Genomic DNA, 12962 nt, shown 5'->3' with positions numbered 1-12962 from the left:
GTGGGATAATCCCAATTCTTTTTCATCGATTCGCGAACCGATTTCTTGGTCACGTCGCCTAACGCTTTAAATTTTTCATTCGATTCGAGTGATGCTAAATCTTTTGAATATTCCTGAATGCTTTTTGCGGACTTTTCAGTTGGGTTATTTGCATACTTTCTCAATGCATCGGATTGAAAGTCAGGAGAAAGTTTGGCGAAATTCGGATCCGTTGCAATTTGTCTCAAACGTTCGCGGGATTCAGGATCTTTTGCAAAATAATTATTCATTTGTTCGCGAACATGTGTTTTGGTTGGATCCGGAAGGTTCTTGAAATTCGGATCATTTTCTAAAGTGAGGCGATCGCGTGTTTCGCGCCCCATCACATTTGCTTCTTTCACACCGGTGGCTTGCTGAAAATCTTTCACCGCTTTTTCTGTGTCGGGATCATAATTTCCTGTGACTTTGATTTCGTCGCGACCATTCGCTTTACGCCATTCGTTGATTTCTTTTTGTGCTTCTTCAACGTCCGGACCTTTGTTGCCACGAGTGAGAGTCGGTTTTACAGTGGTTGTTCCGCCTGAAGTCGGTGGGCTGGTTGTTCCTGCGGTAAACGACGTTAACATTTGGGCTTTCATTTGCTGCCCGGCCATGAATTTCTCCGAGACTTTTTCGGCGGAATTGTATTTAACGGCAATCTCTTTGCCGGTATTCGGAGGCGGAGAGTTGGGCTGTTCCGGAGGCTTTGTTTCGTTCTCTTTGATCGCCTCAGTTGTGTTGGTTTCGATTTGCTGGAGCGGCATTGCCGTCCCGCCGTTTACCTTGACCATGATCGCCTCCTAGGAATGTTCAGTTAACTATGACGTCCGAGGGGAGGTGTGAACGAAGTATGGAGGAGGCTGAGGTTGTTGAAAATGGGGACCAGCGGAATTATTGCGATCAACTCGAAGAATCTAACCAGTTTTTTGCAGCTACTTCACCAAAACATCGGGACAGTGTCGCAGCAAAGTTAAGCAGTAGCATTTGTTTATTAGCAATAACGTGACCCATTTCAGATTCAAATCTTGCGATCAAAACCTCTTTGCTAACTTTGTTCCTTTTCGAAATTTCTTCGATGACATCCAGGTCGTGTTCGTAACCACGGATAGTTTTCATCAGAATGAAATCATGAATTTCTGGGATCTTGATAATCAGCTTTTTAAGTTTAAGTTTCTTGTACTCAACCAATCGATCCTCAAAATTGTACGGTGCATCTGCGACTCCAGCTTGCGACAATGGAATTTCTAGACCGGTATCCTGCTTAGCTCTGTTATAAGCATACTTCAACGTGCCTATTTTGTTGAAAGTATCGATGTCTTGTGTAAGGCGGGTCGCTTTGTATGCGAGAAGAGCGGCAGCACCACCAATCAGAATGATCTCGAACTTCTTATCGAGATTCGCATCAATCGATTTGAGAAGGGTCTGTACATCCTTACTGGTATATTTACTAAAAATCATGCACGCTGACTTCCAGGGAAAGTCTTTCTGAACAGATCTTCAAAGCTATCCATTCCCATATTCAAAAGAAAACGCCAGGACCGAGCAACGGGCGGGGTGTTCTTTTCAGCGAGTTCATTTTCAAAGCGGTTGAGTTTTTTGTTCACAAAAAAGTTCTCCGTATGTTTGCGTCGCCGATCGTCATATCCCTGCGCCAGTTTGTGTAATTTCTGGCTTTTTAGGAGCGATGCCGTTAGATCTAAAAACAAACCCAGAACGGGAAGAACTTCCAGCTTTCTCGCCATAAACTCCAGGCGCGGGAAATCCACAACATCCTTGTTTTTGGCAAAGACGACTGGCAAAACTCTTGCGACTGTTGAATCGCGCCGGGCAAGCTTCATAGCGTACGCCAGAGTCTCTTCTAACGAAAGATCAACTTCCGACTCCCCATGCACTCCGAGAGGTGCACCGAATTTCGATAGATTTAGCCTCACTTCGTCATCCGTTGGTTTTCTGGAATAACTCGAAGAAGTCTTTGGAGTATTAGCCAGCAAATTTGAGAGGGCCTTCCGGTCATTATAGTTGTTATTTTTTCTGAACATCACCGCTTTCCCTTCCTTACGCGTCGTGACCAATCCCTCATTTTTCATCGCTTCCAACTCGCTGTGAACTGCAGAATACGCTGCGTCCGCAAGTTGAGCAAGCTGGTGGCCTGAAGCTTCCAGATCATCAACCCAGAGAAGCCGTAGGAGGGCCTTTCGGGTCTCAGAAGTAACTAAGAAATCCAGTAAATTCATAAATATTATTATCGTAAAAACAGATAATAAAGTCAATCTTAAATCGAAGAGGTCGGATAGTGACACAATCCGGCAGTTGTGATTATCACGAGCTAGATGCAAATGAGGATGAGGTCCAGCGAATTCGGGTGAGTTCGAAATTTCTACCTATTTCACCTGAAATCTTGATCGGCCGCATCCACCGCGATCGACCTCTCGCATATCGGTTTCGGTATTACGATATGGAGGTTTACGAATACCGGAATCGTCGTCCTCATCGTGAGCGAAAGAGCTTTGGTCAGATCGAAAAAAGATTACCTGTTGTTAGGGGGAGCAGGTTGTTTTTGCGGGAGTTCTTCGTACTCAGACTGCCTGCGATCGCGTAGAGCTTTGGTATCCTCGAGGAGTTTTTCGACCGCTTTTGTGTCTTTATTCTCTATTTTTGCGTCCATTAACTCCTGTTCAAGCCGTTCTATCTCTTTGTTAAGATTTTCAACAACTTCCAGATAACCCGCTTGTTCCGGAGTTTTTGGGCGTACGCTTTCCTCTTTTTCCTTTTTTTCTGATTCCTCTTGTTGCACAGTTTTGGATCGGTCTGAATCAGTAAAAATTTTACCTTTGCCGGCTTTATTGTTACGTGCCTTCTCTGCAGCCTCAACCAACGGAGATTGCGGCTGATCAGGCGAAGGCTCTTTTAATTGATTAGAGTCTATAGTAGTTTCTGTCTCATCTTTTGTGACATTCAGTTGCTTCATCCGTTCCAAGTCCAAAATAGACTTCTTAAAATTAACCTGTATTCCCCCTGAGACAAGATAAATAAATTGTTCATCTTCGCGGAGGTACTGTCCCTCGATCACCTTTCCATTTTTCTTTAGTACGATTTTGTATTCGTCAAGTGCAAGAACAGGTAGTGAGAGGAAAACTAAGAGCAAGTAAATTCTGATAAAACGAAACGAAAAATGTATCATGGTACCTCTTCCCACCGTAAAAGTACTACACCTGTGTCCCACGGATTAGGCGGGTGTTCACAATCATAATGAACATCAGCACCGCCTGTCCCTGTTGTTACACCTGCCGCTGAATCAACAAGAGTCGCACAGTTAATTGCATTTTCTGCAACAGCAAAACCATCTAGCATTGAGGAACCTCTAAACATGATTTGCTCGTGCGCAGCTATGATTCCATAGTAACTTGGATTGGCTATTGCTGGATCTGAAACACACTCATCGGGACAAACGATAGCGCCTGCTGCCGCATTTCCGGCTCGATCAATATCGCGGCCTGCGATCAAAAGGAAAGGCCAACTTTGGTTCGCTGTTGAATATTTAGGAGTACCCTCTGCCTGAATATTCCCTACAGTGATATGAGTTGCACGCCAAAAGCCTCCCGGAGGAGTGGTCGTGCCTCCGCTATGGTCAAGATTGGATAAATTTCCAGCGAGGCGAAGACTTCCATGATAGAAAAAAACTGCCCCATAGATAGGGGAGTGGACGGTGTTCCCTTCTTTAACCCATCTTCCGGAGACGGGCGATGTAGTTTGAGTTTCACCCACGCTGTAACGGAAATTCGTATTGAAGTCTGCAACTCCATCGGTGGAGTCAGAACCTGGCAGAACGATGCCATCGGCTGAACAACCAGTACATCTTGCAGCGTCCGTGAAGTCATTGTTGGCAAGGGCACTCAGGGTGGCATCGGAACCTGAACACGTTCCCGTTGTGGTTACGTTATTCAAGTAAAGACCGTAAAACCGATTTGACATGCCATCATTGATGGCAGTTCCAAAACCAGAATCAGTTGTACATCCGGGCTCGCCACCACAGGAGGCAATCCGGCCGCAGTCGTCCAATTGGACATTGTTACCGTTGCTCAAATCATCAATCATCTTCCATTGCCAGTAATCATCTGAAGTATTCGATGGAGTTCCATTGTCCTTGTAATATGCCTTGTAGACTTTTCCTGCGCTGTTATTCGCAACCAGCGCGTAATACTTATACGCGCCTGGGTTTGTGGTTGGATCTGGATCGCACCTGAGTTGGGTTGGAAGTGATGTGTCGGCAGATGTTTCAAAAATGTTGGGATTCGGAACAAAAATATCATCAAACGGATTAATGATGGGAATAAAAACTTCTTCCTGGCCGCCAGCGCCGAGTCCTCCAACAAGATAGCTTCCTCCCGAGGTTGTGTAATTCCCGGAAGATGTCGCGTCCTGGCAAATATCAATATCACCGGAAATGCTGAGATCAGTATTGGCATGAACGCTTCCGCAAGCTCCACAAACATTAAATTGACCACTAAACGACAGCGAGCCCTCCGTATATATTGCTGCACCGCCACGTGGTCCGAAACGAGCAACAATGGTTCTTCTGCTCGTTCCTCTTCTTGCTTCAGAAATTTCGGTGCTGCTAACTATTATTGGAAATTCTCCGATCACTGTGGCATGAAGTCTTTGATCGGTATCTGCTATCGGATCGTTACTCGCCGCTCCTTCGTCAAAATTATCGTCGACTCTTACATAAAGCAGTGCTCTTGCGCCATCTCTGTTTCCATCACCATCAGTATCGATTCCCCAAAGAAATGCCTCCATTTTTTCCGGAGTGCCATCGTTATCTAAATCAATCGGTGTACCATCAAGAAAAGTTGTGGTGGCTACAGAAAGTGTTTGTTCATTTGTAGAATTTAATGCAGCAAGGTCCTGGCTCGTATCAAGATTATGTGTGCCATCTGAATCCACATCAAACCCGAGCAGATGATCATCATCCGTTGTTCCGTTCGCACAGGACATATTTGTGAATGGACTGCATTCGGCTCCTCTGAGTACAGTAGTAAAGTTTGTGAATGTTGAATTCAGACTTTTGTTAGAGATGTCGTTGAGCCTGCGATATGTCCATTGCATGACTCCGTCAGTGTAGGAAAAACAACTTGTCGCATCCTGTTCATTGATAGAGATTGAGTATTCCGTTTCGCTCAGCAAGAGCAGGGCAAGTCCAAGCAAAACGAGTACAACCATGATGAAAAGGGTAATGACTAACGCCGCACCTTTTTCATCCAAACGGGAAACACGCTTGAAATAGTGAACCAATTTACGCCATAAAGCCATATACTTTCCCACCCGAAAATTTAGTTTCGGATTGTTATTTCAGATTGAAGGGTAAGGTTCTGAACCGTACCCACATTCATCCCTCTGTCCCTGCACGTTAGCGTCACTCGCATTCTTTTCACTGCCGATGCTGAGGCAGCCGTAGTTCCGTCTGCTTGTAAGTATTCGATACTGAATGATTGCACATGCGTACCAAAAGTATTCCAGTCCCCACTTGAAGGAGTTGGTCCATCTGCAGCAGCCGGATCAGGATTATTCGTACGGAATTCTGCTCGTTCAATCACACAGTTCGGTATAAAAGGAGCAGATTCGCCAGAATCACATTCTCCGTTACTGTTGGCATCTGCCGTTCCTCCTGTATCAGTAACCCAGCGATAGGAGATGCTTTCCATCGTGAATACTTCGCTCTTATCAGCAGTAAAGCTTGAAGGGCTACTCATAGTGTTCGTTTGTAAAGCAGAGTAAGGAGAAGAAGTGATTATGCCTGTGACTGAAAGATCGTCCCATCTTTTTTCTTTCGATACGACAATAATTGGAATTGGGCTGCCAATTGTGGCGTTAGCATAATAGGAAACGTCTTGCACATAGAGGCGGTCATTGGAAACTGTTCCAGCGTCTTTGGTCAGTAATACTGCTCCTCCGTCAAGATCTCCCGTAAAACCGATCGCGGTGGATGTCATGTTGAAGATTGCAGGATTCCACTTTGCGGTAATCGTACCGCTTACTTCTGATGATTTTGGATTCCCCGATCCGATCATCCGCATATCGTCTTCCATCTGAGCAATAACGATCCGTGCATTATCCTGAATATTGGTCCGCTTTTCACTTGCGAGATGGAGCCATTGACCCTGCGTGAACAAACCATAAATTCCGAGCAGAAGAAACAATAAGATCACCATTGTGATCAGCATTTCAACGAGCGAGAATCCAGTCTGGTTCATGTTATTTCGCCATCATTGTAAGAAATCTCTGTGACCTGGTTTCGGGAAGTACTGATGCGCGTGGAGTGCCATCGGTTTCATATAAAAGGAACCCCGCTTCAATAATGACGGATTTCATCGTCCCTGATACGGGTCCATCAATCACTTCCCATGTTATTGAGTAGCCGTTGTATCCTGTTACCATACGTTCGGCTGCTGTAGCAGGATGAGATCCAATGGTTAAATCTGAGTCAGCCCAATTCGCTCCTGCTTTACCTCTTAATTCTTCCAGTTTTCTGTTTGCCAGGTGCGTCATGGTAGATACTCTTCCTGAAATCGTAATATTCCGGTATGCGTTGGGAAGAGATGTAACGATTCCAGTAACCACGATTGCAAGAATTAATAAAGCAACCAAAAGCTCAACAAGGGAAAATCCCTGCTGTCCCAATGAACGATTCTCTTCTTTAGGTTTGTATTCCATAAATTCCCTTAAGACAGTCGATCAATTCGGACACCTCCAGCAGGCGTAATGGTGATCTGGTAGCGAGTATCAGAATTCACTTTGCTTTCCAAAACAATAATTCCTGCTGTTGCACTGCCTCTCGTACCAAAGATGATCGTGGAAAGAGTCGTATCAGTAGCGCTAATTTTTGCAAATTGATCCATGCTGAAATCCTTGGTGCCCTCGTCAGAAGTAATTGTGTAGGTATTGGGGGCTGTGGCGTGGCTTTCATTCCTGATTTCCATTTGATATTCGAATCGTTTCTTTATTGCTGCATTTCTGGCAAACCGGATTTGAACGGCTAACTGAGAAGTGGAAGTACTCACCCGATATGTGTTCATCATTCGCAAAAAAGATGGCGTGAAGATCAAGACGATTAAACCTACAATGCCAATCACAACCAGGACTTCAATGAGGGTTACTCCTTTTTCCCATGTATGAGCGATTTTGTTCATCGTGTTTTCCTGCTGAGCTTGGAAAGGGCAGGAGTGCTAAAACGGATTCGATGGATTCGCTGGATGACGTTAGTGAGCGCAACGATAGCAGAGGCATCGATGCAACCCTTTCCTCTACTGTGGGAGTTCAAGACATACCTTCCCACTCACTCTCCGGTCCGTCAGAAGGACGGCTGTTATTGTGCCTATATGTTCCGGTTAGTACAAAACAGTTCCACCTCAAGGACTAGCAAGCATACGCCATTTATCGGTGGCTGTTTTGATGTACCAAAATTCTAATATTTTTGAGTCTCTGTGAAAAGCTTCCTTCTCTCTAGTATCTGAAAACTGACTGACAGTTTGGCAATTTCCATGCCGTAGGACCTATCGTCGAGAGCGCTCCAGACCATCTTGTATAAAAATTAGCCAGATGATCGTGTATGGTCTTGATTAAGAACAAATTAGAGGGTTTTGTTTGGTAATTATCCACCTGCACAGTACCTATATATATGATGTGAAAACGAGCTGCCGCGAACTCATTGGTCGTGGTGCAATCATCTGGGGATTTTTTCATGGCCCTTTGCTGACGATCCATCATGCATTTGCGTGCAGCAACGATCCTTGTTTTTTAATTCTTCTGGTTGTGTTTGTTCCGGCTGAGCGAACAGCTCTTATTTACTTCAAATTCTGAACTGATATGGCTGTAGTTTCCTAGAACTCAACAACTCAATCACTGACTAGAATATAATAGCTAGGAACCTGTTGCTCGTTTGGATCCGGCGAGGGGAAGCAGTTGCTGGAATGCGAGCAGTTTCCTGGCGGGTTTAGGTTGCACCTGATCTGATCGTCTACCTTCCTTAATCAATTCCCACCGGCTTTGCACCAGCAGAAACATTCATTTCTTTGAAATCAGATAAACCAACAAAAAACATGGAGGTGTGAAATGGCCCTTCTCAAAGTACCTTGCTGTATTGAGCTGGAAAAAATAGATTGTTGCGACCGGCTCGATTATAAATACACACTAACTTACAAAGTCACAGTAATGAGTCCGGCAGGACGTCCTCAAATCATTGAAGTGCAGGTTACGATTCACATCAAGATTGAGCGTTGTCCTGGACCATATACGCTCGGTGATCTTGTATACACTACAACACTCCTTCCTGGTGAGCAGGTTAGATTGTACAGCACCGATAGACGTTCCAAATTTATGTACGATAAAGACACGAAGTTAAGTTACCGCCATGCACAAGCAAGCGAGGACCAATACTACATGGCGACTTTTGGACGCGAGATGTCCGATTTGACAGTTACTCAGGAAGGAGAGTCCACGAGTCACTCGTGGGGAGATTACGAAAAGGATACAGATGCGGGCGCATGGAGTGCAGGCTTCGTTGGTGGGGGAAGCGTAAATGTGGAAGGTGAGTATGATGATCACTCTACAAAATGGTTCCTGAACTCACTTCATAGTCATGCCGAGAGTTCACATTACAGATCTGAAATGGCGACACGCACTTCCTCTTCAGTGTCGGTTGGTGAAGTGGCAACTAGAACGCATATTGAAAGTGAATCTCAAGACCATTTTGAATCGTCAACCCGGGTTTTTTCGAATCCGAATCGGTGTCACGCAATCACATTTTTCTTTTACCGGATCAACAGGGAACAAACAATTAAGATCAGTCTTGTTGCAATTGAGCGCCGCGTAAAAGATCCTGCAGCTCCCACGGAGGTGAAAAGCCGTAAACTGCTTCCATTAACAGGAGTGTCCGTGATGCCATCGAGCGTTTTGGCTACTGCATCGGACAGACTGGAGACAGAGGCTCGGGCATATCAAAGTGTTGCCAATAGAGTAGCACTTGAAACTGGCCAGGATCCGGGAACACCCGCGGCTTCGAAAGCAGCTACGATTTTGTCGCGAGTTGCAGCAGCTCCTTCCGCTTCCAGAGCAGATTGGACCGAGCCGATCCCGAGAGAGTTGCGCGAGCAAGCACTCGCACAAGTTGATGAGCAACTGGTTAAAGCAGGATTACTCGCAGAAGTTGGAGGACAAGTTAACGGTGATGTTGTAAAAAAGTTCTTTATCGAGGGCCACTTCTGTTTGCCTACTCCTGGAATCATGGTGAAAGGCTGTCTGGATGAATGTGACATTTGTGAGCCCGAATTGCACGAACAGATTCATCTGGAATTGGAAAGAAAAAAACTGGAAAACGCCCTGCTTCAAAAGCAAATCGATTTGCTGGAAAAATCGCAAGAATATCGGTGCTGTCCCAAAGGAATGGAGGAAGAACTGCCGGAATAATAGTGCGCTGTAGAAACGTGGTGCGGGCGTCCATCTCGACTGGTAATAATCTGTTGCAAACGAGGGGCCCGCACAACGTCCGGCGAGCAACGTGACGCATCTTGACAGCATAAATTGATAGCACTATGATGTCTTTATATGAGAACCACTGTAACGCTTGATGATGACGTCGTCCGGGAACTGAAAGCTCGTGCAAAACAAACGGACAAAAGTTTTAAGCAGGTATTGAATGATTCATTACGTTTGGCATTCAGCTCATCCCGTGCTTCGATTCGGAAGATGAAGCCATTTCGTGTTCGTCCACACTCTTCGGCGCTCCGCCCTGGAATCGATTTTGAAAAGTTAAATCAGTTAGTTGATCAATTGGAAGTAGAAGAAAGACTTGTGGGGGCAGGCGTAAGACCTGCCCGTCAAGGTGCGCGCCGCGTTCGATGATTATCCCCGACATTAATTTGGTTGTGTATGCGTACAACAAACTTGCTCCGCATCATCAGCAAGCGAAGAAGTGGTGGGAACAAATACTCACTGAGGAAACTCTGGTTGGAATTCCCTGGGCAGTAACATTTGGTTTCATCCGCCTCATGACACATCGTCAGGTTCTAGTTAATCCAGTTCGCGTAGAAGTGTGCTGCGACATGGTAGAGGAATGGTACGCAAGACCGAATGTGCAGCCGCTTGAGCCAGGGCCAAGACATTTTTCTATTTTTAGAGATTTTTTGTCACATACAGGTACCGGGGGCAATCTCGTAACGGATGCACACATCGCCGCGCTCGCAGTTGAACATTCTTGTGAACTTCATTCCAATGACACCGATTTCTCGCGTTTCCCAGGCCTGAACTGGTTGAATCCGCTTGAATGACATGTGCTCCCGGATAACAAACTCTCGCCTTGTTCAATTTTAGGCAAAAATGTTAGGGAGACACCTATATATATGATGTGAACAACCCACGGATCCTTTCCGAGCTGATGCCGCGGGAATTTCGCAACATGATTCAGGAGAGGAACTACTTCATGCAACAGTTGTATACTCTTTGACTTCTTTGACCAGCCGGTCCGCTAGCTTGTCTGAGGCGACATCCAAATCGTACTGTGACTGCAAGCCAAGCCAAAATTGCGCGGACGTACCAAAAAACCTGGCTAACCTCAGAGCCGTATCAGCCGTAACTTTTCTTTTCTGAAGCACGATCTCGTTGATTCTCCGCGCAGGAACACCGATATTGAGTGCAAGCTTGTTCTGGCTCAGTCCCATCGGCTTCAGAAATTCTTCTTGCAGAACTTCTCCCGGATGGACCGGATGTAATTTCTTCTTTTTCATCTCTCCACCTCCTCAGTGATAATCGACAACTTTGACATCATAAGCATCTCCTTCCTCCCAGCGAAAACAAATCCGCCATCGATCATTGATTCTGATACTGTACTGTCCGAAGCGATTTCCGGATAGCTTCTCCAATCTGTTTGCCGGTGGAATTCTCAAGTCCTTCAGCGTTGCGGCGTTGAGCATTCTCAGTTTTCTCAGAGCGATTTGCTGGATCAAATCCGCTAGCCTGCGCGACCTTTCCCTGGAATAGATCTTCTGAGTTTCGTTATCATGAAAGGACTTGATCACTTTGTTGAATCTATAACGGGAGGCGTTAAACGTCAAGCGTTAAAGCGGCATCCTACAGGCACGGGACGCCCCTATAACGGCAGTTTCATTTTTTCATTGATCGCGTAGGATGGTGCCGATCACCCGATATTCAAGTTTCCCGCCAAACACACCTGTCCCGGTATCCGTAAACCTCCAGACGAACGGGACCTCGGGCTTCATATGCAAATGAACTCATCCATGTTTGCAGGCAGAATGATGAGGTAAATTCGGATTAAAAACTTACCCACTTAGTGCTGATGTTTGCTGCGGAACGCAATCGGTCTGCGAGTTGCGCGAGATGATGTTGAATGTGACGGATATTTATGAATTGGTGTTCCAGTTTGGAGCATTTGTACCACCAGAATCCACTCTCCGGGCTCATGAGATCGAGCAAATCAACACCGGAGTCAATCATTTGATCGACATACTGGCAGTATGCCAGTACTTCTTGCTTTGAATATGGTTTAGGAATCACTTGGAGGTCACTTTTTGGATCGGGTGGAAATGTTAACCCATCCGGACTCTGAACATCGGGTTGGTGATGCTCCCATGGCTGAAAGGCAGCTTCGTTCGGTTGCAAATACAAATGTGTATAGAACAATGCATGATACGCAATCTGCCAAAATGCATTCAGATGTTCACCATTCATCCAAAGTTCGTTTGGACATTGTTCAACCGTCTCTCGAAGCATCGCGAGCGATGCATGGTACTGACTTTTTAAGGTTTTGCGTAAAGGATCGTCATTCATCCAAAGTAGTATAACCAAAAGTAGTTAGGACACAAGAAAAGCCGAACTGCGTGAGCCTTAAAAGTCACGCAGTTCGCTGTGCAGCCTGTGTGCGGTCGAAAGTGAAACCCCAATCGCCTTCTGGTTGTTCGAGCCACAGATCGTAAAACTGACTGAAGTAACGACCAGGTGTTCCGCCGGCATTAGACCGAGTAGATGATTCATCGAATCACGCGCTTCCTGGAATTGCTTCTCCCGTTTTTCATGACTGTCTACATAGCTGTAATCATTGGGTAGCGGCAGACCAAGTTCAGATAACGGGCCTTGATTGGTCATCGCCTGCGTATGCGACCAGGCAATCAACAGCGGAACGCCAGTCATCGGATTGTTCAGACGAATGGCAGCTATTCCTTTTCCAGACATCGCATCCATTCCTTCAGCTTCACAATATTGATTGAACCAAAGATAGTCATTCAGCGGTATGGGCCTGGTGGTGCCAAGACTGTAGGTCTCACTAATTTGATTGAACAGATCACTGGTGCATTGCGAATTGCTGTTCCAAGTTTCGTTCGAGAGTTGAGGTTGAAACTTGCTATAGATGGCGAGGCCGGAAACTAATTCGTGTGGAAAACCTTCGCGGATCGTGAACAGCGGATCACCAGCGGTGTCGATGCGACCAACCATCACCGCGCTATCATAGATGCCGCTGAAACTCTGGCCCAACACATCCTGCGCTTTGGAGTGGAACACTTCACTCAATGCAACGACATCGAACTGATTATTAATGAGATATTGCGCGAGCGTCGCAGCCCGTTGATGGGTTGTCATATTGTAGACGTACTCCGAATTTTCACCCGGCGGTGGAAGAAATTGCGTGTTTTGCGCAAAAATTGTGTAGATCGCTTTTCCGCTGTAATTCAAGTCCTCCACGCACGTACGCGTAAAATAGTGGCGGCTGCTCTCACGTGAGATAGAGTTGGCGCCACTTAGATTCGTGTACGTATGAGAAGTAATAATGATGTTCGATTGATTGCAGTACACCGGTGTCCGTTGTAAACGCTTGATTCGCTAGTGATTCTCCCCTTGGATAAGGGAGGAGTAAAAGGGTTGAATGTATGTAACTCAAG

The 12962-nt window shown here is 45.8% G+C and carries 16 protein-coding genes; 4 read left to right on the top strand and 12 right to left on the bottom strand.

What is annotated here, in order from left to right:
• From L0156_08165 to L0156_08130, 8 genes are all read right to left on the bottom strand, one after another.
• Nucleotides 1-809 (bottom strand): peptidoglycan-binding protein (locus L0156_08165; protein ID MCI0602975.1); only part of this gene is annotated, 809 nt, incomplete at its 3' end.
• 109 nt (nucleotides 810-918) lie between these two features.
• On the bottom strand, nucleotides 919-1476 hold the full coding sequence (locus tag L0156_08160) for a DUF6036 family nucleotidyltransferase (GenBank protein MCI0602974.1): 558 nt from the start codon (nucleotides 1474-1476) through the stop codon (nucleotides 919-921).
• Nucleotides 1473-2252, bottom strand: a complete 780-nt coding sequence (locus L0156_08155) for a winged helix-turn-helix domain-containing protein (GenBank protein MCI0602973.1) — start codon at nucleotides 2250-2252, stop codon at nucleotides 1473-1475. The genes L0156_08160 and L0156_08155 overlap by 4 nt, the downstream gene beginning before the upstream one ends.
• 293 nt (nucleotides 2253-2545) lie before the next feature.
• Nucleotides 2546-3199, bottom strand: a complete 654-nt coding sequence (locus L0156_08150; protein ID MCI0602972.1) for a hypothetical protein — start codon at nucleotides 3197-3199, stop codon at nucleotides 2546-2548.
• Entirely contained in the window at nucleotides 3196-5328 is a 2133-nt protein-coding gene (locus L0156_08145) for a hypothetical protein (protein MCI0602971.1), read from the bottom strand. The genes L0156_08150 and L0156_08145 overlap by 4 nt, the downstream gene beginning before the upstream one ends.
• A 20-nt stretch (nucleotides 5329-5348) precedes the next feature.
• Nucleotides 5349-6269 (bottom strand): prepilin-type N-terminal cleavage/methylation domain-containing protein, encoded by a 921-nt coding sequence (locus L0156_08140; protein ID MCI0602970.1) that lies wholly within the window; start codon nucleotides 6267-6269, stop codon nucleotides 5349-5351.
• 1 nt (nucleotide 6270) lies between these two features.
• Nucleotides 6271-6729: a prepilin-type N-terminal cleavage/methylation domain-containing protein gene (locus L0156_08135; protein ID MCI0602969.1), complete on the bottom strand. Its 459-nt coding sequence runs from the start codon at nucleotides 6727-6729 to the stop codon at nucleotides 6271-6273.
• A gap of 8 nt (nucleotides 6730-6737) precedes the next feature.
• Nucleotides 6738-7205 carry a prepilin-type N-terminal cleavage/methylation domain-containing protein gene (locus L0156_08130; GenBank protein ID MCI0602968.1) on the bottom strand — a complete coding sequence of 156 codons (468 nt, stop codon included), beginning with the start codon at nucleotides 7203-7205 and terminating at the stop codon, nucleotides 6738-6740.
• A gap of 493 nt (nucleotides 7206-7698) precedes the next feature.
• On the opposite strand from L0156_08130, the gene L0156_08125 reads away from it, so the two are divergent.
• The 4 genes from L0156_08125 (at nucleotide 7699) to L0156_08110 (ending at nucleotide 10340) form a co-directional block, all read left to right on the top strand.
• Entirely contained in the window at nucleotides 7699-7875 is a 177-nt protein-coding gene (locus L0156_08125) for a hypothetical protein (protein ID MCI0602967.1), read from the top strand.
• Between the two features lie 252 nt (nucleotides 7876-8127).
• Nucleotides 8128-9480 carry a hypothetical protein gene (locus tag L0156_08120; protein MCI0602966.1) on the top strand — a complete coding sequence of 451 codons (1353 nt, stop codon included), beginning with the start codon at nucleotides 8128-8130 and terminating at the stop codon, nucleotides 9478-9480.
• 138 nt (nucleotides 9481-9618) lie between these two features.
• Nucleotides 9619-9915, top strand: coding sequence for an antitoxin (locus L0156_08115; protein ID MCI0602965.1), 297 nt, complete (start codon nucleotides 9619-9621; stop codon nucleotides 9913-9915).
• A complete protein-coding gene (locus tag L0156_08110; protein ID MCI0602964.1) occupies nucleotides 9912-10340 on the top strand; it encodes a type II toxin-antitoxin system VapC family toxin in 429 nt (142 codons plus the stop codon). Before L0156_08115 ends, L0156_08110 begins: the two co-directional genes overlap by 4 nt.
• 150 nt (nucleotides 10341-10490) lie before the next feature.
• Here L0156_08110 and L0156_08105 read toward each other — a convergent pair whose 3' ends face one another.
• From L0156_08105 to L0156_08090, 4 genes are all read right to left on the bottom strand, one after another.
• Complete coding sequence (locus tag L0156_08105) at nucleotides 10491-10796, bottom strand: HigA family addiction module antitoxin (protein ID MCI0602963.1); 306 nt, start codon at nucleotides 10794-10796, stop codon at nucleotides 10491-10493.
• Between the two features lie 12 nt (nucleotides 10797-10808).
• On the bottom strand, nucleotides 10809-11087 hold the full coding sequence (locus L0156_08100) for a type II toxin-antitoxin system RelE/ParE family toxin (protein MCI0602962.1): 279 nt from the start codon (nucleotides 11085-11087) through the stop codon (nucleotides 10809-10811).
• 253 nt (nucleotides 11088-11340) lie between these two features.
• Nucleotides 11341-11856, bottom strand: a complete 516-nt coding sequence (locus L0156_08095) for a hypothetical protein (GenBank protein MCI0602961.1) — start codon at nucleotides 11854-11856, stop codon at nucleotides 11341-11343.
• A 57-nt stretch (nucleotides 11857-11913) separates the two neighbouring features.
• Entirely contained in the window at nucleotides 11914-12756 is an 843-nt protein-coding gene (locus L0156_08090) for a hypothetical protein (protein ID MCI0602960.1), read from the bottom strand.
• Between the last annotated feature and the right edge of the window lie 206 nt (nucleotides 12757-12962).

This window comes from bacterium (genome assembly GCA_022616075.1).
In the GTDB taxonomy this organism is placed as follows: Bacteria; Acidobacteriota; HRBIN11; order JAKEFK01; family JAKEFK01; genus JAKEFK01.
Note: the sequence above shows the minus strand (reverse complement) of the source record. Positions and strands in the feature narration are given on the sequence as shown.

What these genes read in the sequence shown, in the direction of transcription:
- L0156_08160 (MCI0602974.1), bottom strand. Translation starts at nt 1,476, where the DNA reads ATGATTTTTAGTAAATATACCAGTAAGGATGTACAGACCCTTCTCAAA.
- L0156_08155 (MCI0602973.1), bottom strand. Translation starts at nt 2,252, where the DNA reads ATGAATTTACTGGATTTCTTAGTTACTTCTGAGACCCGAAAGGCCCTC.
- L0156_08150 (MCI0602972.1), bottom strand. Translation starts at nt 3,199, where the DNA reads ATGATACATTTTTCGTTTCGTTTTATCAGAATTTACTTGCTCTTAGTT.
- L0156_08145 (MCI0602971.1), bottom strand. Translation starts at nt 5,328, where the DNA reads ATGGCTTTATGGCGTAAATTGGTTCACTATTTCAAGCGTGTTTCCCGT.
- L0156_08140 (MCI0602970.1), bottom strand. Translation starts at nt 6,269, where the DNA reads ATGAACCAGACTGGATTCTCGCTCGTTGAAATGCTGATCACAATGGTG.
- L0156_08135 (MCI0602969.1), bottom strand. Translation starts at nt 6,729, where the DNA reads ATGGAATACAAACCTAAAGAAGAGAATCGTTCATTGGGACAGCAGGGA.
- L0156_08130 (MCI0602968.1), bottom strand. Translation starts at nt 7,205, where the DNA reads ATGAACAAAATCGCTCATACATGGGAAAAAGGAGTAACCCTCATTGAA.
- L0156_08120 (MCI0602966.1), top strand. Translation starts at nt 8,128, where the DNA reads ATGGCCCTTCTCAAAGTACCTTGCTGTATTGAGCTGGAAAAAATAGAT.
- L0156_08115 (MCI0602965.1), top strand. Translation starts at nt 9,619, where the DNA reads ATGAGAACCACTGTAACGCTTGATGATGACGTCGTCCGGGAACTGAAA.
- L0156_08110 (MCI0602964.1), top strand. Translation starts at nt 9,912, where the DNA reads ATGATTATCCCCGACATTAATTTGGTTGTGTATGCGTACAACAAACTT.
- L0156_08105 (MCI0602963.1), bottom strand. Translation starts at nt 10,796, where the DNA reads ATGAAAAAGAAGAAATTACATCCGGTCCATCCGGGAGAAGTTCTGCAA.
- L0156_08095 (MCI0602961.1), bottom strand. Translation starts at nt 11,856, where the DNA reads ATGAATGACGATCCTTTACGCAAAACCTTAAAAAGTCAGTACCATGCA.